Annotated in this window: 18 protein-coding genes and 1 tRNA gene; 14 read left to right on the forward strand and 5 right to left on the reverse strand. The window is 65.5% G+C overall.

Annotation, left to right across the window (positions count from 1 at the left end; translation table 11 throughout):
* The first annotated feature begins 11 nt into the window (after positions 1-11).
* From QTI24_RS08055 to QTI24_RS08075, 5 genes are all read left to right on the forward strand, one after another.
* A complete protein-coding gene (locus QTI24_RS08055) occupies positions 12-869 on the forward strand; it encodes an HTD2 family dehydratase (protein ID WP_286599608.1) in 858 nt (285 codons plus the stop codon).
* A 31-nt stretch (positions 870-900) separates the two neighbouring features.
* The gene (locus tag QTI24_RS08060; RefSeq protein ID WP_286599610.1) at positions 901-2,061 is read left to right on the forward strand and encodes an acyl-CoA dehydrogenase family protein; all 1,161 of its coding nucleotides are present in this window, start codon (positions 901-903) and stop codon (positions 2,059-2,061) included.
* Positions 2,061-3,251, forward strand: a complete 1,191-nt coding sequence (locus tag QTI24_RS08065) for a CaiB/BaiF CoA transferase family protein (protein WP_286599611.1) — start codon at positions 2,061-2,063, stop codon at positions 3,249-3,251. The genes QTI24_RS08060 and QTI24_RS08065 overlap by 1 nt, the downstream gene beginning before the upstream one ends.
* Before the next feature lie 88 nt (positions 3,252-3,339).
* Complete coding sequence (locus QTI24_RS08070; RefSeq protein ID WP_286599613.1) at positions 3,340-4,695, forward strand: MmgE/PrpD family protein; 1,356 nt, start codon at positions 3,340-3,342, stop codon at positions 4,693-4,695.
* A gap of 12 nt (positions 4,696-4,707) precedes the next feature.
* Complete coding sequence (locus tag QTI24_RS08075) at positions 4,708-5,571, forward strand: HpcH/HpaI aldolase/citrate lyase family protein (protein WP_286599615.1); 864 nt, start codon at positions 4,708-4,710, stop codon at positions 5,569-5,571.
* A gap of 15 nt (positions 5,572-5,586) precedes the next feature.
* Here QTI24_RS08075 and QTI24_RS08080 read toward each other — a convergent pair whose 3' ends face one another.
* A complete protein-coding gene (locus QTI24_RS08080; RefSeq protein WP_286599616.1) occupies positions 5,587-6,474 on the reverse strand; it encodes a LysR family transcriptional regulator in 888 nt (295 codons plus the stop codon).
* A 347-nt stretch (positions 6,475-6,821) separates the two neighbouring features.
* On the opposite strand from QTI24_RS08080, the gene QTI24_RS08085 reads away from it, so the two are divergent.
* Positions 6,822-8,234 (forward strand): M20/M25/M40 family metallo-hydrolase, encoded by a 1,413-nt coding sequence (locus QTI24_RS08085; RefSeq protein ID WP_286599618.1) that lies wholly within the window; start codon positions 6,822-6,824, stop codon positions 8,232-8,234.
* Positions 8,235-8,293: 59 nt separating this feature from the next.
* Here QTI24_RS08085 and QTI24_RS08090 read toward each other — a convergent pair whose 3' ends face one another.
* Entirely contained in the window at positions 8,294-9,214 is a 921-nt protein-coding gene (locus QTI24_RS08090) for an alpha/beta fold hydrolase (RefSeq protein ID WP_286599619.1), read from the reverse strand.
* A gap of 197 nt (positions 9,215-9,411) precedes the next feature.
* Positions 9,412-10,203 (reverse strand): SDR family NAD(P)-dependent oxidoreductase, encoded by a 792-nt coding sequence (locus QTI24_RS08095; protein ID WP_286599620.1) that lies wholly within the window; start codon positions 10,201-10,203, stop codon positions 9,412-9,414.
* 172 nt (positions 10,204-10,375) lie between these two features.
* Between QTI24_RS08095 and QTI24_RS08100 the strand changes: the two genes are divergently transcribed.
* Entirely contained in the window at positions 10,376-11,269 is an 894-nt protein-coding gene (locus tag QTI24_RS08100) for a DUF72 domain-containing protein (protein ID WP_286599621.1), read from the forward strand.
* Between the two features lie 66 nt (positions 11,270-11,335).
* Here QTI24_RS08100 and QTI24_RS08105 read toward each other — a convergent pair.
* Positions 11,336-11,411: transfer RNA gene (locus QTI24_RS08105), tRNA-Lys, on the reverse strand.
* Positions 11,412-11,478: 67 nt separating this feature from the next.
* Positions 11,479-12,660 (reverse strand): beta-ketothiolase BktB, encoded by a 1,182-nt coding sequence (gene bktB, locus QTI24_RS08110; protein WP_286599622.1) that lies wholly within the window; start codon positions 12,658-12,660, stop codon positions 11,479-11,481.
* Positions 12,661-12,772: 112 nt separating this feature from the next.
* Here bktB and QTI24_RS08115 point away from each other — a divergent pair, with 112 nt between their 5' ends.
* The 7 genes from QTI24_RS08115 (at position 12,773) to QTI24_RS08145 (ending at position 20,051) form a co-directional block, all read left to right on the forward strand.
* Positions 12,773-13,477, forward strand: a complete 705-nt coding sequence (locus QTI24_RS08115; RefSeq protein ID WP_286599623.1) for an SDR family NAD(P)-dependent oxidoreductase — start codon at positions 12,773-12,775, stop codon at positions 13,475-13,477.
* A 231-nt stretch (positions 13,478-13,708) separates the two neighbouring features.
* Entirely contained in the window at positions 13,709-15,274 is a 1,566-nt protein-coding gene (locus QTI24_RS08120) for an arylsulfatase (protein WP_286599624.1), read from the forward strand.
* Between the two features lie 30 nt (positions 15,275-15,304).
* The gene (locus QTI24_RS08125; RefSeq protein ID WP_286599625.1) at positions 15,305-16,225 is read left to right on the forward strand and encodes an HAD family hydrolase; all 921 of its coding nucleotides are present in this window, start codon (positions 15,305-15,307) and stop codon (positions 16,223-16,225) included.
* Between the two features lie 29 nt (positions 16,226-16,254).
* Positions 16,255-17,640 carry a DUF1214 domain-containing protein gene (locus QTI24_RS08130; RefSeq protein WP_286599626.1) on the forward strand — a complete coding sequence of 462 codons (1,386 nt, stop codon included), beginning with the start codon at positions 16,255-16,257 and terminating at the stop codon, positions 17,638-17,640.
* Complete coding sequence (locus QTI24_RS08135) at positions 17,637-18,287, forward strand: MarC family protein (RefSeq protein WP_286599627.1); 651 nt, start codon at positions 17,637-17,639, stop codon at positions 18,285-18,287. Before QTI24_RS08130 ends, QTI24_RS08135 begins: the two co-directional genes overlap by 4 nt.
* Entirely contained in the window at positions 18,280-18,750 is a 471-nt protein-coding gene (locus QTI24_RS08140; protein ID WP_286599629.1) for a YidH family protein, read from the forward strand. The genes QTI24_RS08135 and QTI24_RS08140 overlap by 8 nt, the downstream gene beginning before the upstream one ends.
* A gap of 41 nt (positions 18,751-18,791) precedes the next feature.
* Positions 18,792-20,051, forward strand: a complete 1,260-nt coding sequence (locus tag QTI24_RS08145; protein WP_286599631.1) for an ion channel protein — start codon at positions 18,792-18,794, stop codon at positions 20,049-20,051.
* Positions 20,052-20,093: the final 42 nt, after the last annotated feature.

Below are 20,093 nucleotides of genomic sequence, written 5' to 3' on the forward strand. Positions count from 1 at the left end.
AGGATTCCCGCATGACCGACACCCTGGACCTCGACCACCTGCGCGGCTGGATCGGCCGCCTCGAGACGCGCGACGAACTCATGTCGCCCTGGACCGCGAGCGCGATGGCCGCGACGGTGCGCAACGACGGGCACGACTGGCAAGCGGGGCAGGCGCTGCCGCCGCTGTGGCACTGGTGCTATTTCCTGCCGACCGCGCCGCAGAACGGGCTCGGGCCGGATGGCCATCCCGCGCGCGGCGGATTCCTGCCGCCGGTGCCGCTGCCGCGGCGCATGTGGGCGGGCAGCCAGTTTGAATTCTTCGCGCCGCTGCAACTCGCGGCTCCGGCGACCAAGACCTCGCGTGTGGCCGATGTCAGCCTGAAGCAGGGCAAGGGCGGGGCGCTCGTGTTCGTGAAGGTGCAGCACGAAGTGCATGCCGGCGGCACGCTGTTGCTGCGCGAGGGACACGACATCGTCTATCGCGAAGCGCCCAAGCCCGGCGAGTCCGCCCCACCGCAGACCCCGCCGGCCGATGCGGCCTGGTCCATGGAGCACCGGCCCGATGCGCCGCTGCTGTTTCGCTATTCGGCGCTGACCTTCAACAGTCACCGCATCCATTACGACTATCCCTACGTCACGCAGGTCGAGGGCTACGACGACCTCGTCGTGCATGGTCCGCTGATCGCCACGCTGCTGCTCGAAGCGGCGCAGCAGCACAACTCAGGTCGGTCGGTGCGTTCGTACAGCTTCAAGGCCGTACGGCCGCTGACCTGCGGCAAATTGCTGCGCGTGTGCGGCCATGCGCCGCAACCCGACGGCTCCGTCACGCTATGGGCCGAGGACGCACAGGGCGCCCTGCTCATGCAAGCGACTGCGCAAATGGAATGAAGCGCGTTTCCACTCAATCAAAGCCACAAACATGAGCGACTCCACTCACCGTCACCAGGACATCCGCGACGCCGTGCGCGACCTGTGCGCGCAGTTCCCCAATGAATACTTCCGCAAGGTCGACGAGGCGCGCGCCTATCCGGCCGAGTTCGTCGACGCGCTGACCAAGGCCGGCTGGATGGCCGCGCTCATCCCGCAGGAGTACGGTGGCTCGGGTCTCGGGCTCACCGAAGCCTCGGTGATCATGGAAGAGATCAACCGCGCTGGCGGCAACTCCGGCGCCTGCCACGGCCAGATGTACAACATGGGTACCTTGCTGCGCCACGGCTCCGAAGCGCAGAAGCGGCAGTACCTGCCGAAGATCGCGAGCGGCGACCTGCGGCTGCAGTCGATGGGCGTGACCGAGCCTTCCACCGGCACCGACACCACCAAGATCAAGACCACCGCGGTGAAGAAGGGCGACCGCTACGTCATCAACGGCCAAAAAGTCTGGATCTCGCGCATCCAGCACTCCGACCTGATGATCCTGCTGGCGCGCACCACGCCGCTGGCCGAGGTCAAGAAGAAATCCGAGGGCATGTCGATCTTCATCGTCGACCTGCGAGAGGCCATCGGCAACGGACTCATCGTGCGGCCCATCCTCAACATGGTCAACCACGAGACCAACGAGCTGTTCTTCGAGAACCTGGAGATCCCGGCCGAGAACCTCATCGGCGAGGAAGGGCAGGGCTTCAAATACATCCTCGACGGCCTGAACGCCGAGCGCACGCTGATCGCGGCGGAGTGCATCGGCGACGGCTATTGGTTCATCGACAAGGTGACGGCCTACACCAAGGAGCGCGTCGTCTTCGGTCGCCCGATCGGGCAGAACCAGGGTGTGCAGTTTCCGATCGCCGAGGCCTTCATCGAGATCGAGGCAGCGGACCTGATGCGCTACGAGGCCTGCCGCCGATTCGACGCGCACGAGCCCTGCGGTGCGCAGGCCAACATGGCGAAGTACCTCGCGGCCAAGGCGTCTTGGGAAGCGGCCAATGCCTGCCTGCAGTTCCACGGCGGCTTCGGTTTCGCCGCCGAGTATGACGTGGAGCGCAAGTTCCGCGAGACGCGGCTCTACCAGGTGGCACCGATCTCGACCAATCTCATCCTGAGCTACGTCGCCGAGCACATGCTCGGGCTGCCAAGGAGCTTCTGATGCGTCCGCTCGAAGGCATCACCGTCCTCACGCTCGAACATGCGATCGCGGCGCCGTTCTGCACGCGTCAGTTGGCCGACCTGGGCGCGCGCGTCATCAAGGTCGAGCGGCCGGGTACCGGCGACTTCGCGCGTGCCTACGACCAGCGCGTGAACGGCCTGGCGTCGCATTTCGTCTGGACCAATCGCTCCAAGGAAAGCCTGACGCTGGACGTGAAGCATCCGCAGGGGCGGGACGTGCTCAAGCGCCTGGTCGGCGAGGCCGACGTGCTGGTGCAGAACCTTGCGCCCGGTGCCGCGGCGCGGCTGGGCCTGTCCTACGAGGCCCTGTCGGCCGAGCACAAGGGGTTGATCGTCTGCGACATCTCCGGCTATGGCGATGACGCGGCACAGCCCGGTCCCTACCGCGACAAGAAGGCCTACGACCTGTTGATCCAGAGCGAATCGGGTTTCCTCTCAGTCACTGGAACGCCGGACGAAATGGCCAAGGCCGGCTGCTCGATCGCCGACATCGCGGCGGGCATGTACGCGTACAGCAACATCCTCGCGGCGCTGCTGCAGCGCGGCACGACGGGCAAGGGCTGTCGCATCGACGTCTCGATGCTGGAGAGCATGGTCGAGTGGATGAGCTTTCCCCTGTACTACGCCTTCGACGGCGCGGCCCCGCCGCCGCGCGCAGGGGCCGCGCACGCCACCATCTACCCCTACGGCCCGTTCCCGGCCGGCGACGGCAAGATGGTGATGCTGGGCCTGCAGAACGAAAGGGAGTGGCAGGTCTTCTGCGCCATGGTGCTGGAGCAGCCGGCGCTCGCGACCGATGCGCGCTTTGCCTCGAACACGCTGCGCACGGCGTCGCGCGAGGCACTGCGCGAGATCATCATCCAGGCCTTTGTGCCCTTCAACGCGGCACAGATCATCGAGCGGCTCGACGCGGCCCAGATCGCCAATGCGCAAGCCAACACGATGCAGGACGTGTGGGCGCACCCGCAACTGCGCGCTCGCGAGCGCTGGACCGAGGTAGGCACGGGTGCTGGCGCGATTCCCGCGCTGTGGCCGCCGGGCATGCCGCGCGAGTGGGATCCTCGAATGGACGCGGTTCCCACGCTGGGGCAGCACACGGATTCGATCCTGGCCGAAGTCGGCTACGACGCGGCAGCGATTGCATCTCTCCGTGCCGAAGGTGCGGTGTGAGATCGCAGCCGGCCTGCCCCCACCCTCGACTTCCTCGTGTGGGTCCTGCACTCCCGATCCTTTTTTCACTTCTTGATCGACCGTTGCCATGAACAAGCATCCCAGTCAGGCCCTGGCCACCTTTGCAGCTGAACTCTCGTTCGAGCAAGTTCCCGATGCGGTGATCCGCCGCACCGAAGACCTGATGCTCGACTGGCTGGGCTCCGTGCTCGCCGCGCGCTCGGCGCGGCCGGTGCGAAGCATCCAGCGATTCGCGGAAATGATGGGTCCTGCCGACGGGCCGAGCGAAGTGCTGATCTCGCGCCGCACGACATCGCCCGTCTTCGCAGCGCTCGTGAATGCGGCCGCGTCGCACTACGTGGAGCAGGACGACGTGCACAACGGCTCGGTGTTCCATCCGGCGGCGGTGGTCTTCGCGCCGGCCCTGGCGACGGCGCAGGCCGTGGGCGCAAGCGGAGCGCAATTGTTGACGGCGGTCGTCGCCGGCTACGAGGTCGGCATCCGCGTCGGCGAGTTCCTGGGGCGCTCGCACTACCGGACCTTCCACACCACGGCGACGGCCGGCACCTTGGCCGCTGCTGCGGCGGTCGGTCGTCTGCTCGACCTGTCTCCGGCGCAGATGCTGCATGCCTTCGGCTCGGCCGGTACGCAGTCCGCGGGCGTGTGGGAGTTCCTGCGCGACGCCGCCGATTCGAAGCAACTGCACTGCGCCCATGCGGCGGCCAGTGGCCTGATGTCGGCCTACCTCGCGCAGGACGGCTTCACCGGTGCCGCGCGGGTGCTCGAAGGCGCACAGGGCCTGGGCGTGGGCATGTCGACCGATGCGGATCCGGCGCGCCTCACGGATGGGCTGGGCACGCGCTGGGCATTGGCGGAGACTTCGTTCAAGTACCACGCGTCGTGCCGCCATACGCATCCTGCGGCCGATGCGCTGCTCGAGGTCATGACGCAGAACGGCCTGAAGGCCGGCGACATCGAGCGTGTCGTCACTCACGTGCACCAGGGAGCCATCGATGTGCTGGGCCGCGTGGTGGTGCCGGCGACGGTGCATCAGGGCAAGTTCTCGATGGGCACGGTGCTGGGCCTGATTGCGGTACACGGTCGCGCGGGCCTCACCGAGTTCGACCGCGACTTTGTCGCGCCCGAAGTCGCCGCCTTCCGCGACAAGGTCATGATGGAACTCGACCGCGAAGTCGACACCGCGTATCCCGCGCGCTGGATCGGCAAGGTCAGCGTGACCACGTCCGACGGCCGCACGCTATCGGGTCGAGTGGACGAGCCCAAGGGCGACCCCGGCAACACGCTGAGCCGCGCGGAGATCGAGGACAAGATGAAGCGGCTGACCCAGTACGGCGAGGCCGCCACGCCGCAGGAGGCGCAGGCCCTGTGCGAACGCGTCTGGGCCCTCGCTGGCGAGGCCCGCGTCGGGCGGTTGCTGGGCTGAAGGGCAGGGCCGATGTCACTCGCTCCTTCTTCCGGCAAGGCTGTTGCGCGCAGCCTGCTGTTCGTGCCCGGTCACCAGGCCGCGCGGTTCGACAAGGCCTGCCAGAGCGGTGCTGACGCCGTCGTGCTCGATCTCGAAGATGCCGTGCCGCCCGACCGCAAGGAGGACGCACGCGCGCAGGTGGGCCAGTGGCTTGCCGCACGGCGGGTCGGCACGGAACCTCATGCCCTGGTCGCGGTTCGCATCAACGCCGCGGACACGCCCTGGCATGCAGCCGACCGGTCGTTGTGCGCCGGCGCGGGCGTCGAGGCACTGATGCTGCCGAAGGCCGAGGACGCCGCCGTGTTGCGCGCCATCGCCACGGTGCTGCCCGCGGTGGCGTTGTGGCCCCTCGTCGAAACCGCGCGCGGGATCGCGCGGCTGGACGAAATCGCGTCGGCGCCCGGCGTGCAGCGCCTGGTGTTCGGCACCATCGACTTCCAGGCCGACCTCGACATCGAAGGCGATGGCCAGGAGTTGCTGTTCTTCCGTTCGCGGATCGTGCTGGCCTCGCGTCTCGCGGGCTTGCAGTCACCTGTCGACGGCGTGAGCACCGCCATCGACGATCCGGCGCGCATTGAAGCGGATGCCCTGCACGCGAGGCGCATGGGCTTCGGCGGCAAGCTGTGCATTCATCCGAAGCAGGTCGCGGTCGTCAACCGGGGCTTCTCGCCGACACTGGCACAGGTCGACTGGGCGAGGCGCGTGATCGACGCCGATGCGGCCAGCGGCGGTGCGCCGGTCACGGTCGACGGCAAGATGGTCGATCGGCCCGTGGTGCTCAAGGCGCAAGCAGTGCTGCGTGCCGCGATGACTGGGCGTCCCCAGACTCCCTGAAGGCCTGGGGCTGATTCAACTGGCCAGATAGTCGAACAGCTCGCGTGCCGAAGCCGGCAACTGCTCGCGATCGCGCGCGACGATCTTGAGTTCGCGCTCGGCCCATGCATCGGCCAGCGCCACGGTGGTGATGCGCAAGGCGCGCGACAGGCGTCGCGCGGAAGAGGCGGGCAGCACGCCAACGCCGACCCCCGCTTCGATCATGAGACAGATCGCCTCGAAGCTGCCGACCTGGATGCGCGGGCTGTAGCCCCGGCCTGCCAGTTCCGCCTTGCGCTGCAGGAAGCGATGAATGGCGCTGCCATGGTGCAGGCCCACATGCTGCTCTTCGAGTGTGTCGACGAAGGCGATCGACTCCGCGCCCGCGAAGCGATGCGTCGCGGGGACGACCAGCACCAGCTGATTGCGGCCGAAGGGGCGGGCATCGAAGTCGCCGGTGTGCACGTCGCCGGCGAGGATGCCGATGTCCGCGCCGCCATCGGCCACCGACCGCACGATCTCCTCGCTGAGGTATTCGCGCAGGTCCACCTGCACCGCCGGATGCCGCGTGAGGAAGCCGGCCAACTTCTCTGGCAGGTATTCGGTGATGGACGTCGTGTTGGCGAACACGCGCACGTGCCCCTTGATGCCCTTGCCGAAGTCCTGCATGTCGATGCGCAGGTGCTCCATCTGCTGCATCACGCGCTTGGCGTGGTAGAGCAGGGCCTCGCCCGCCGCGGTGAGCGTCACGCCCTGGGCATTGCGGTGCAGCAGCTTGCCGCCGATGGCTTCCTCCATCTGCTTGATGCGTGTCGATGCGGCGGCCAGCGAGATGCAAGCCTTGTCCGCGCCGCGCGTCAGGCTCCTGGCGTCAGCCACGTAGGCAAAGAGCTTCAGGTCGAAAAGGTCGAAATGCAGATTCACGCAAGAGGGCGCGCACGCGCCGAACAGTGGGGACGAGACCCGGATTGTCCCGCCAAAGCCCCTCGCGTCACACGGGCAAGCCGGCACAACGGGCCGCGGCTCCTGAAACACCGCTGAACCGGCTGGACGGCCACACAACGTGGGCAATGCCTGGGGCTTCAGCCATTCGCGCAGAAGGGCGGAGATCGGCGAGGCCGCGAAGGAGGTCGCGATTGTGTTTGCGCCGAACACCGGGGAGCGTCGTTTCTGGGACAGCGTTCGTCGCAAGCTGCCTCATATACTGAATCGGGCCTGCGCCGCATCTATGGCGAGGCCTGCATCGCGTTCAATCTGAAGACTAATACTTAATGAATATCAAGCTACGACATTGCGCCGCGGCAGCCCTGCTGTGTGTCACTTCCTGGGCTGGTGCCCAAACGCCCACGCAGATGCCGCCGCTGACGCCCGAGCAACAACGCTTCCACGACATCTACAAGGAACTCGTCGAGATCAACACGACGCATCTGACGGGCAACAACACCGAAGCGGCGCAGGCCATGCGCAAGCACCTGCTCGATGCCGGCTTCAAGGCGGACGAAATTCAACTTTTCGAGCCCTACCCCAACAAGGGCAATCTGGTCGTTCGCTTCAAGGGTACGGGCGGAAAGAAGCCGCTGCTGCTGCTGGCCCACATCGACGTGGTCGAGGCGCGCCGCGCGGACTGGAAGACCGATCCGTTCAAGCTCAAGGAGGACGACGGCTACTTCACGGCGCGCGGCGCGTCGGACGACAAGGCCATGGCGGCTTCGTTCGTGTCGATCTTCAGCCAGCTCAAGCGCGAGGCCTTCAAGCCCACCCGCGATATCGTGCTCGCACTCACGGCGGACGAGGAACTCGGCGACGTGCCTACCAACGGCGCATTCTGGCTGGTGAACAACCAGCGTGCGCTGCTCGATGCGGAGTTCGGCATCAACGAAGGCGGTGGCGGCCAGCTCAACAACGGCAAGCCGGTGTTGCACAGGGTGCAGGTGGCCGAGAAGATGTACACGACTTACAAGCTCGAAGTGCGCGATGTCGGCGGCCACAGCTCGTTGCCGACGCCCGCCAACCCCATCTACGAACTCAGCGCGGCATTGGACCGGCTGGGCGCTTTCCGCTTCCCCGTGAAGCTGGCCGACGTCACGCGCAGCTATTTCGAGAAAAGCGCCCAGTTCGAAACCGGCCAGATGTCAGAGGACATGCGCGCCGTCGCGTCGGGAAAGCCGGATGACGCCGCGATCGATCGCCTGTCGCGCTCGGCGCTCTACAACGCCACGCTGCGCACCACTTGCGTCGCAACGCAGATCACGGCCGGCCATGCGGAGAACGCACTGCCTCAGTCGGCCAAGGCTACAGTCAACTGCCGCATCCTGCCGCACGACGATCCTGCCGAAGTCGATGCCGCACTGCGCAAGGTGCTGGGCAGCAGCCGCATCAAGATGGAAGCGAGCAATCCGCCGCTGAAGAGCCCGCCGTCGCCGCTGCGCGCCGACGTGCTGGGCGTTGTCGATTCCCTCACGCAGCAGATGTGGCCGGGCATCCCCGTCGTCCCGACGATGAGCACGGGCGCCACCGACAGTCGCTTCATGCGCAACATCGGCATTCCGATGTACGGCGTCTCCGGCATCTTCTCGGAGCCCAGCGACGCACGCGCTCACGGTCTGGACGAGCGCGTCGCGATCCCGCGGCTCTACGACGGCCGCGAGTTCATGTACCGCATGGTCAAGCAGCTCTCGCAATAAGCGCCTGCCGGGGTGCGGCCTTCGGCGTCGTTGGCGACACCGGACGCCGCACCGCGCGGTCAGTTCGCTCCGCTGAGGAACCCGCGCACCATCTTCACGGTCGCCTGCGGGTTCTCTTCCATGATCCAGTGGCCCGAGCCGGGGATCACGCCCTCCGTGACGTTGTCGGCGGCGGAACGCATGACGACCGCCATGGTCGGCCCGAAGGACTTTTCGCCGCCGATTGCCATTACCGGCACGGTGAGCTTTCCCTTGTCCGCCAGGAAGGCCTTGTTGTCGACCGCGTCCTGATCGAAGGCCGCGAATTGAGCGAAGCCCGAATGCATGGCGCCGGGCCTGGCGTAGAGCTTGGCGTAGTGCCGGCGCGAGGCCTCGTCGAAGTTCTTCGGATCGGCCGAGAACTCGTTCCAGAATCGATCCAGGTAAATGCGTTCGCGGCCGGCGACCAGGCGCTCCATGTCGGGGCCGCCGAAGCGGAAGTGCCAGAGCAGCGGGTTCTTGAGGATCTCCTCCCACGGGCCGACGCCGGGCACCGGCGCATCGATCAGCACGAAACGCCCGACCCGGTCGCGGTACTGCGCGGCGAACGCGAATCCGACCATGTTGCCGATGTCGTGCGTGACGAGGTCGGTCTTGTCGATCTTGAGGGTGTCGAGCACCTGCGCGATGTCGACGGCCTGGTTCTTCTTGTCAAAGCCGCCAGGAGGATGCGCCGAGAGGCCCATGCCCCGAAGGTCGGGCACGACGACGGTGTGCTCCTTCATGAGGTCGGCCGCCATCGGCGCCCACATGTCGCCCGTCTCGCCGTAGCCGTGAATGAGGGTCACTGCCGGCCCCTTGCCGCCGACGCGGACATGCACCTTGGTACCGTTGACGGCCATCTCCTGGGTCTTGAAGCTCGGAGGGAACGGCGGCACCTGGGCCTGGGCCGCGCTGGCAATCAGGGCGGCTGCGAGCCATCCAAAGAGGGACTTGAACACGGTTGCTCCTCGGGTTGTGCGCGCGATGCGCCGGGCCGTTTCGGCGGCGAAAGGCGGAGTCTCCGCTCCGGATGCCTCGCGCCGCAATAGTCCTTTGGGGCAATCGACAGTTAGTCCCTGATGTGCCGTTCAAGCGAAAGCGCCCAGAAACGCCAATGTGACCTCGCGCCTGCGCGCCGCGTGCTTGTGCCTGAGGCTCAGAAAGCGCTCTTCGTGCAGCCCCCATCGACACGCAGCGCCGCACCGGTCGTTCCCGAAGACAGCGGGCTTGCCACGTAGGCGACCAGGCTGGCAATTTCCTCGGGCGATTCGAAGCGCTTGATGAGCGAGGTCGGCCGCACCTTCTCGAAGAACTCTTTCTCGAAGGCCTCGAAGGACTTGCCGTCGGCCTTGGCGAGGGTCTCGACGAATTCACCGACTCCGCGGGATTTCGTCGGTCCGGGCAGCACGCTGTTGACGGTGATCCCGGTGCCTGCGAGCGATTCGGCCAGCCCCCGCGCCACGGCGATCTGCGCGGTCTTCGTCATGCCGTAGTGGATCATCTCGGCTGGAATCTGCAGCGCGCTTTCGCTCGATATGAAGATGATGCGGCCCCAGTTCGCGCGCTTCATCGCCGGCAGGCACAGGCGTGCCAGCCGGACGCCGCTCAGGACGTTGACGTCGAAGAAACGTGTCCAGTCCTCGTCAGGGATGTCCTCGAAGGGCTTGGGTTCGAAGATGCCGAGGTTGTTGACGAGGATCTCGATGTTCGGGAACCGGGCCGCCAGCGCGTCGGCTGCGGCGGGCGTGGCCAGGTCGCCGGCGAAGCCCAGCACTTCACCGCCTTCTCCCGCGCGAATGCGAGCCACTGCGTCATCGACGGAAGACTGGGAGCGTCCGTTCACGATCACCCGTGCGCCTTCGGCTGCGAGCGCGGCCGCGATGGCATGGCCGATGCCCGCGGTGCTGCCGGAGACCAGCGCGAGCTTGCCTTTGAGATTCAAGTCCATGGAATGACCGCCTTTCTGCTTTTCAGGAATGAAAGGCGCAGCGTGCAGCAATCCCCGGTGGCTTGTCCAGCCACCGAACTGCGTTGTCGCGCGGCAGGCGCGGACCGCGATGCGGGCGTACCTGGGCACGTAACAAATCGCATTGGCCCGATGGCGCCATTAGCATGCGCCGATGGCCATCCTCGTCGGCACCGCCTCCTGGACTGACAAGACGCTGATCGACTGCGGGCGCTTCTACCCGAAGGAGGCGAAGACGCCCGAGGCGCGGCTGCGCTACTACGCGTCGATCTTTCCGCTGGTCGAGGTCGATTCGAGCTACTACGCGATCCCGGACCCGGTCACCGCGCAGAACTGGGTCGAGCGCACGCCCGAGACCTTCACCTTCAACGTCAAGGCCTTCCGGCTCTTCACTGGCCACCAGACGGACCCGAAAGTGATGCACAAGGACATCAAGGAAGCCCTGGGCACGACCAAGACGCTCTACTACCGCAGCACCGCGCCAGAGATCCGGGCAGAGCTGTGGCGGCGTTTCGTCGATGCGCTGGCGCCGCTCAGGATCGCCGGCAAGCTGGGGCTGGTCCACTTCCAGTTTCCGCCCTGGCTGATGTGCAACCCGGAGGGCCATGCGCACGTCGAGCATTGCATCGAGATGATGGAGGGCCACACCGTCAGCGTCGAGTTCCGGCACCAGTCGTGGCTCGACGAAGCCCACCGCGCGCGAACCCTCGATTTCCTCCGCGAGATGAAGGTCGTGCACACCATCGTGGACGGACCGCAGGGCTTTGCCAACAGCGTTCCGATGCTGGTCGAAACCACGCACCCGGACTATGGGCTGGTGCGGCTGCATGGCCGGAACACCGAGACTTACAACGCCAAGGGCGCGTCGTCGGCCGCCGAGCGATTCGACTACGACTACCCCGACGAGGAGATCCGCGAACTGGTCGTCGAGGCCCTGCGCATTGCCTACAAGGTGCGCAACACGCACATCATCTTCAACAACTGCGACGAGGACAAAGGGCAGCGTAACGGCATCACCTTCCTGAAGATGCTGCTGGCGCACGGGTGAGCGGGCCCGCGAAGCGCAAGAAAAAAGCCTGCTGCCGTTTCCGGTAGCAGGCTTTTTCAGTGTTGGTGGTGGGCCCTGAGTGACTCGAACACTCGACCTACGGATTAAGAGTCCGCTGCTCTACCAACTGAGCTAAGAGCCCCTGAGCGACGACTTGAATGTCGTTTCAGGCAATCCCACGATTATAGCCACAACTTTGGGCCGGTCGTTCACACTCGTTCAAAAATGCACGCGATGCCCTGTCCGCCGCCGATGCACATGGTCACCAAGGCGTAGCGCCCCTGGATGCGCTCCAGCTCGTACAGCGCCTTGACGGTGATCAGCGCTCCGGTCGCGCCCACAGGGTGGCCGAGTGAAATGCCCGAACCGTTGGGGTTCACCTTGGCGGGATCGAGTTCCAGATCCTTGCTCACCGCGCAGGCCTGTGCGGCGAAGGCCTCGTTGGCCTCGATCACGTCCATGTCGGAGGCCTTCAGGCCCGCCTTCTCCAGCGCTTTGCGCGATGCCGGGACCGGCCCGATGCCCATGTAGGCCGGATCGACGCCGGCGAAGGCGTAGGACACGATGCGCGCCATCGGCTTGAGGCCGCGGCGTGCGGCTTCTTCCTTCTCCATCAGCACCACGGCGGCAGCCCCGTCGTTGACACCGGAGGCGTTGCCCGCGGTCACGGTGCCGTTTTCCTTCAGGAAGGCGGGCTTGAGCTTGCTCATGTCCTCGATCTTCGCGTTGAAGCGCACATGCTCGTCGGTGTCGAACTGCGTCGGGCCCTTGCGGCTTTCCAGCGTCACCGGAACGATCTGCGACTTGAAATAGCCGCTCTCGATCGCCTTCTGGGCACGCTGGTGGCTGGTGAGCGCCGTCTGGTCCTGCGTCTCGCGGCTGATGCCCCATTTCTTGGCGACGTTCTCTGCCGTGATGCCCATGTGGACGGTCTGGAAGGGGTCGTGCAGGGCGCCGAGCATCATGTCGACCATCTTGGTGTCGCCCATGCGGGCGCCCCAGCGCGCGCTGAGCGAGGCGAAGGGCGCGCGGCTCATGCTCTCGGCGCCGCCGCCCACGGCGACCTTGGCGTCGCCGAGCTGGATGCTCTGCGCCGCGCTCACGATGGCCTGAAGGCCCGATCCGCACAGGCGGTTGACCGTCAGTGCCGGCGTTTCCTGGGCGCAGCCGCCTTCGATGGCTGCCACGCGCGCCATGTACATGTCGCGCGGCTCGGTGTTGATGACGTGGCCGAAGACGACGTTTTCGACGTCCTTGCCGTCGACCTTGGCGCGTGCCAGCGCCTCCTTGGTGACCAACGCCGCCAGCTTGGTGGGAGGGACGTCCTTGAGTCCTCCGCCGAAGGTTCCGATGGCGGTGCGTACGCCGCTGACAACAACCACTTCTTTCATGAAAAGTCTCCGATGCAAAAACGAAAATGTCGATGATGCCAGTCCAGAGGCCGTTCGCGACGAACCGGTTTGACGCCGGCGTTACCATCCGTGCCCCAACAAGGAGCCCCTAATGATCGAAGCCAATCACCGTCACGTGGTCGTGACAGGCGCGGCCGGCGCGCTCGGCCGAGCCGTCGTCCAGCATTTTCTCGACCAAGGGGCTCGCGTGGCCCTGATCGACCATCGGATGGATCACCTGTCGAGTGCGTTCCCGGGGCTCGAGAACTCCCAGCACCTGCTGCTCGAAGCCGACGTCACCTCGGTGCCGGCGATGGTCGGGGCGGCGCAGCGCATCCTGAACGCCTTCAGGCAGGTCGACGCACTGGTCCACATCGCCGGAGGCTTCGAGATGGGCGAGCCCGTCCATGCGCTGAGCCGCGAGGCCTGGGACCGGATGATGACCCTGAACGCCTGGTCCTTCGTGGCGGTCTCGCAGGCGCTGGTGCCTTCGATGATCGAGCGAAAGGCCGGCAGCGTGATCGCCGTCACCGCCAAGACCGCATCGCGCGGCGCCGCGGCCATGTCGGCGTACATCGCGTCGAAGAGCGCCTTGCAGCGCCTGGTCGAGGCGTCGGCGGCGGAACTGGCGCCGCACGGCATCAACGTCAACAGCGTCGCGCCCAGCGTGCTCGATACGCCTGCCAACCGGCAGGCCATGCCGGATGCCAATCCGGCCGAGTGGGTGTCGACCGGCGTGGCGGCGCAGACCATCGCCTTCCTGGCATCCCCTGCCGCCGCGGCATTGCACGGGCAGCATCTGACGCTCGACACCTGACGCTCTCAAGACCCTCCTGACTTGCGGGCCAAGTGCCCCGCCATTCCTTGCACCAAGGTGCAAGAGCCGCTTCACCTTGGGACAAGTGCGCTTTGCGGACGGCGTGCGCATGCTAGCGGTACGCCTCGGCGCGGCGGAATTCCGTTGCGCCCGCGGCCATCGATCGCCCTGACCGCCCAGGCCCGCCTGGAGCACCGGGCGAATGCCTGTGGACCAACCAAGGAGCTCGTAATGGCATCGAAGAAGCCGGCAGCGGCAACGAAGCAGCCCAACATTCTCGTGATCTGGGGTGATGACATCGGCATCACCAACCTCAGCTGCTATTCGGATGGATTGATGGGCTATCGGACGCCCAACATCGATCGGCTGGCGAAAGAGGGCATGAAGTTCACTGATTCGTACGGCGAGCAATCGTGCACCGCGGGCCGTTCCTCATTCATCACCGGGCAGAGCGTGTATCGCACCGGCCTGTCGAAAGTCGGCATTCCGGGTGCGCCCATCGGCATGAACAGCAACATCGTGACCATCGCGGCGTTGCTCAAGAACCAGGGCTACGCGACCGGCCAGTTCGGCAAGAACCATCTGGGCGACATGAACAGCATGCTGCCGACCAACCACGGCTTCGACGAATTCTTCGGCAACCTGTATCACCTGAACGCCGAGGAAGAGCCGGAGATGTACGACTACTACCCGGAGAAGGACTTCCCGGATTTCAGGAAGAAGGTCGGCCCGCGCGGCGTAGTCCATTCCTGGGCGACGGACAAGGACGACGCGACCGAAGAGCCGCGCTGGGGCCGCGTAGGCAAGCAGAAGATCGAAGACACCGGGCCACTCAGCGTGAAGCGAATGGAGACCTGCGACGACGAGTTCGCGGCGGCTGCCAAGGACTTCATCGGGCGGCAGCACAAGGTCGGCAAGCCCTTCTTCGTGTGGCTCAATTTCACCCACATGCACCTTTTCACGCACACGAAGAAGGAAAGCCTGGGGCAGGCCGGCCGCTGGCAGTCGCCGTACCACGACACGATGATCGACCACGACAAGAACGTGGGCCAACTGCTCGACTATCTCGACGAACTGGGCATCACCGAGGACACCTTCGTGATGTACTCGACGGACAACGGCCCTCACATGAACAGCTGGCCGGACGGCGCCATGACACCGTTCCGCAGCGAAAAGAACAGCAACTGGGAAGGCGCGTTTCGCGTGCCGATGGTCGTCCGCTGGCCCGGCAAGATTGCCGCTGGCACCGTCACCAACGGCATCGTGCAGCACCATGACTGGCTACCCACCTTCCTCGCGATGGCCGGCGAGCCGGATGTTGTCGAAAAGGTGAAGAAGGGCGTCGACGCGATCGGGCGCAAGTACAAGAACCATATCGACGGCGTGAACCTGCTTCCCTTCCTGACGGGGAAGGAGAAGGAGAGTCCGCGCAAGCTCTTCGTGTACATCAGCGACGACGGCGACGTGCTGGGCATCCGCTACGACAACTGGAAGGTCGTGTTCATGGAGCAGCGCGTCCAGGGGACCATGCGAATCTGGGGTGAGCCTTTCGTCGCGCTGCGTCTACCCAAGTTGTTCAACCTTCGAACGGATCCGTTCGAGCGCGCCGACGTGACCTCCAACAGCTACTACGAGTGGTTCCTCTACCACGCGTACATCCTCTACGGCGCATACGCCATCGCGGACCAGTTCGCGGCCACGTTCAAGGACTTTCCACCCATCCAGAAGCCCAACACCTTCACGATCGACGACGCGCTCGCGAAGATGTCGGAGGCCGCAGCCGGAGGCAGCAACTGAGGGCCGCGACGCCCCCAGTTGCTGACTGCCATGGACGCAGCGCCTCTCGCCTCCTGGACCGACGGCCCGGTCAAGCGGACTCTGCTCGACTTCGTCGCCCGCGTGACGAAGGAGGGCGGGCCCGATTTCGTGCGCCCCGCGGAGCGCATCGCCACTTTCGACAACGACGGCACCTTGTGGTGCGAGCAGCCCATCCAGGTTCAGCTCTTCTTCGCCGACGATCGCCTCAAGGCTCTGGCGGCGAAGGATCCGACCCTCAAGGACCGCCAGCCCTACAAGGCCTTCCTCGAACACGATCTCAAGACCATCATGAGTCTGGGCAAGCAGGGCGCGTTCGAGATCGCGTTCGCAACCCATGCCGGGCTCACCGAGGACGAGTTCATGGACGCGGCGCGCGCCTGGCTGGCATCGGCCAGGCACCCCAAGCTGGGGCGACCCTTCACGCAGTGCGTCTACCAACCCCAGATCGAACTGCTCGACCACCTGCGCGCCAATGGCTTCAAGAACTTCATCGTCTCCGGCGGCGGCATCGACTTGATGCGCGCCTTTGCGGAAGAGGTCTACGGCATTCCGCCGGAGCAGGTGATCGGCAGCAGTGTCAAGACACGTTTCGAGATGCGCGATGGGCGCGCCGAACTCTTCAAGCTGTCGGAACTGGGCACCTTCGACGACCGAGACGTCAAGCCGCAGAACATCGGGTTGCACATCGGTCGCCGGCCGATCCTGGCCTTCGGAAATTCCGATGGCGACCTGTCGATGCTGCGTTACGTCAAGTCGGGAAGCGGCGCGCGACTGGCGTTGCTGTTGCATCACGACGACGCGCAGCGCGAGTTCGCCTATGACCGTGAGTTCCGTCTCAGCCCGTTGGTCGAGGCGCTCGACAAAGCAGGCGAGTACGGCATCGAAGTCGTGAGCATGCAGCGCGACTGGAACAAGGTGTTCGCAGCCTGAGCCGAACGCGACTTCACCAGGAGATGACGATGGCGCACGTGATCCCCGGGCCCGACACCCAGATGAAACTCACCGACGACTACGTGCGACTCGTCGCTCGGGACGCCTTTTTCTGGGCATGGCCGATCGTCAACGTCTACAACCGGCGCCTCACTTTCGCGCCCTTGCCGCATCCGATGCTGCTGGGCGGCGTGCTGCCGGTCGGGCCCCTCAATTCGGTGACCATGCTCACCGACTACATCGACCCTGCCGAGCGCGCGGTGGCGTGCCCCAACCAGGATGTGGTCTACGGCAACAGCATCCTCGCGCTGGACGTGTCGCCGGTGGTGGTGCAGGTACCGGATTTCGGCGATCGCTTCTGGGTCTATCAGGTGGTGGACTCGCGCACCGACAGTTTTGCAGAGCTGGGGCGGATGTACGGCACGCGCCCCGGCTTCTACCTGCTGGCCGGGCCGAACTGGGTGGGCACCGTGCCGCAGGGCATCAGCAAGGTGTTCGTGTCGCAGAGCGGCACCGGCGTGGTGGTGCCGCGCGTGTTTCGCGAAGACACGGTGCAGGATCTGCAGGCGGTCCAGTCGGTCATCAACAGGATCGCCCTGTATCCGGTGGCGAGCTTCGACGGAAAGATGAAGGTCACTGATTGGCGCAAGGTACCGACGGTGAAGAACCCGTCGGACAGCGGAGGCGACGGTGCCGAGACCAGATGGGTGCCGCCGGAGAAGTTCCTGGACATGCTGCCGGGCGCGCTGGCCGATGCGAAGCCGATGGCCGGTGAATCGGCGCGCTACGCGCAGGTGCTGGCGGTGGTGGATGCGGCGAGCAAGGACGCGCGCGTCAGGGACGTCTTCAACCAGGCGTTGGCAGCGGCGGACAAGGAACTGATCGAGCCCCTGTTCCAGTTCCGCAACTACGGGCGGCAGTTGCCTCACCACTGGTCGACCATCGCGAACGGCGCGAACTTCGGCAGTGACTATTTCACTCGCACGGCGGTGGCGAAGTCGAACATCTTCGTCAACAAGCAGAACGAGACCAAGTACTTCTACCAGGACCTCGACGATGGCGGCGAGCGGCTGAACAGCGCGAACCGCTACACGGTGACCTTCCCGAAGGGCGCGACGCCGCCGGTCAAGGGGTTCTGGTCGCTCACGCTCTACAACCGCCATCACTTCTTCGAGCCGAATCCCTTGGCGCGTTACTCAGTCGGCACCAAGAACAAGACGCTGCAGTACGGCACGGATGGTTCGCTGACGATCTACGTGCAGAGCCAGTCACCGGGCGCTGACATGGAGAGCAACTGGCTCCCCGCGCCTGCCGATGGAGCGAGCGAGTTCTCGCTCTACATCCGGTCCTACTGGCCGGAACAGGCCGCGCTCGACGGCAGTTGGACGCCGCCAGCGGTGGTCCGAGGGCGATGAGCAACGCATCGACAATGCACGACACCAACTTCTACCTCGGAGCGGGAAGCATCTTCACGTTGATGTTTGTCATGCTCGGGCCGCTGAAGGTCATCGGCCCTTTCGCCAGGCTCACGCACGAGCTGGACGAATCGGCGGTGAGGAAGGTCGCGATTCGCGCATTCTTCGTCGCCCTGGTCGCAGTGGTCGCCGGCGCGCTGGTGGGCCGCGCACTTCTTCAAAGCTGGAACATATCGCCGCCCGCGCTCCTGCTTGCAGGGGGTGCCATCTTCTTCGTCGTGGGCATGCGCGTGGTACTGGAGCAGTACGCGCCGGCCGCCACGCCGCCTGCGCGCCTGCCGGATTCACCGATGGCGGCGGCGATGCGGATCGCCTTTCCGACCGTGGTCACGCCCTATGGGACCGCCTCGGTCATCGTGCTGCTCACGCACACGCACGACGTCGAACGCACGTTGACGATCTTTGCCATCCTGGTCGGCGTGATGCTGTTGAATCTTCTTGCCATGCTTTACGCGCGTCGCATGCTGGGAGGCACTACGGCCATCGTGTTCGAGATCCTGGGGGCCGTGCTCGGCGTGCTCCAGGTCGCTCTCGCGGTGACCATCATCCTGCATGCGTTGCGCGATCTGGGAGTCCTGAATGCCTGACGAAAAGCCACTGATGGGAACGGGTTCGGAGTCGGAGCGCATGTCGGTTGAACTGTCTTCGCGCAGGACCGGCATGTCGTTCCAGCGCACGCGCATGAGCGCGGACCGGACGCTGATGTCGGTGATTCGCACGTCGTTGTCGCTGATCGGCTTCGGTTTCACCATTTATCAGGTGTTCCAGAAGCTCCACGACTCGCAAGTCCTCAAGAGCAGCGAGTCGGCGCGCCATTTCGGCATTGCGCTGGTCCTGCTGGGCGTTGCCATGCTGGTATCGGGCATCGGCTACCACTGCTTCTTCATGGTCGGGCTGCGAAAGGAGCGCCAGGCGCTGAAGGCGCAGGGGCTCGTTCATGCCGAGAGCCATTTCCCTGTTTCCCTGACGCTGCTCGTCGCACTCCTGCTTCTGATCATCGGCTTGCTTGCTATTGCGAGCATGGTGTTCGACAGCGGGCCCTTCGGCTGATTCGGGATGTCGGGCAACCTCGAGAGAACGGCGGAGATGAAATGATGGACCCTCGTGTGCGCAGAATGGTCGCGCTGGCGGTGCCGGCGATCGTGGTCGGCGTGGCTGCCGCCCTGATCCTGCTGGTCGTGGTGCTCGCCGCCAATCTGCTGCAGCACTTTCTCTGGCAGGTGCTGCCGCCGACGTTCGGTGCGACGGCCACGACATGGTGGTGGACGCTGGGTATGCTGACGCTGACCGGACTGGCCGTCGGCCTCGTCGTGCGCTTCGCGCCGGGACATGCCGGGCCGGACCCCGCGACGGTCTCGCTGTTCGGCCCTCCGACGCCCATCATCGTGTTGCCGGGCCTGGCGGTGGCGCTCATCCTGGCGCTGGCCGGTGGCGTGAGCCTCGGCCCGGAGAACCCGATCATCGCGATCATCGTGGGGCTCACCGTGGCGATCGGTGCCAAGCTGATGCCTCGCGTGCCGGCGAAAGGCTGGGTCATGCTGGCGGCGGCCGGCACGATCGGCGCGATGTTCGGCACGCCCGTCGCGGCCGCATTGCTGTTCTCGGAGATGGTTGCGTCCGACAAGGAAAAAAGCGAGCCCGTCTGGGATCAGCTCTTTGCACCGCTGGTGGCGGCAGGATCGGGTGCGCTGACCATGTCGCATTTCGAGGTCATGGATTTCTCGCTCGCGGTGACGCCCTACCTCAATCCCACGATCGTGGACATCGGAACTGGCATGCTCGTCGCGCTGGCTGCTGTCGTGATCGGGATGGTGGCGGTCTGGGTGTTCCCGCTGTTGCATCGCTTCTTCCTGTCGCTCAGGCATCCTGTGCTGGCATTGACGCTGGGCGGGTTTCTGCTCGGCATCCTGGGCCTGGTCGGCGGGCCGATCACCATGTTCAAGGGGCTGGGCGAGATGAAGACGCTGGCATCCACGGCAGGGCAGTACGACGCGGCGGGACTGGCACTCATCGTCGTCATCAAGCTCGTCGCAGTGCTGATCTCCGCGACCTGCGGGTTCCGCGGCGGGCGTATCTTTCCGCTGGTCTTCGTGGGGGTTGCCTTCGGCTTGCTGGTGCACCAACTCTTTCCGGCGGTGCCGATGGCGCTGACCGTGGCCTGTGCCGTGCTCGGCTTCACGCTGGTCGCCACGCGCGATGGATGGTTGAGTCTTTTCATGGGCGCGGTCATGATCCCGGGCATCGAGTTGCTGCCCTTGTTGTGCCTGGCGGTCCTGCCGGCCTGGCTGGCACTCGCTGGTCGCGCTGAGATGGAGATCAAGGCGGCGCCGGAGCCGACGAAAGGCACGTGAAACGCGAGCCCCGGCGGGGTAATGGAAGGCAGTCAGTTTCGG

This window comes from Variovorax sp. J22P240, from assembly GCF_030316855.1.
GTDB lineage: Bacteria > Pseudomonadota > Gammaproteobacteria > Burkholderiales > Burkholderiaceae_C > Variovorax.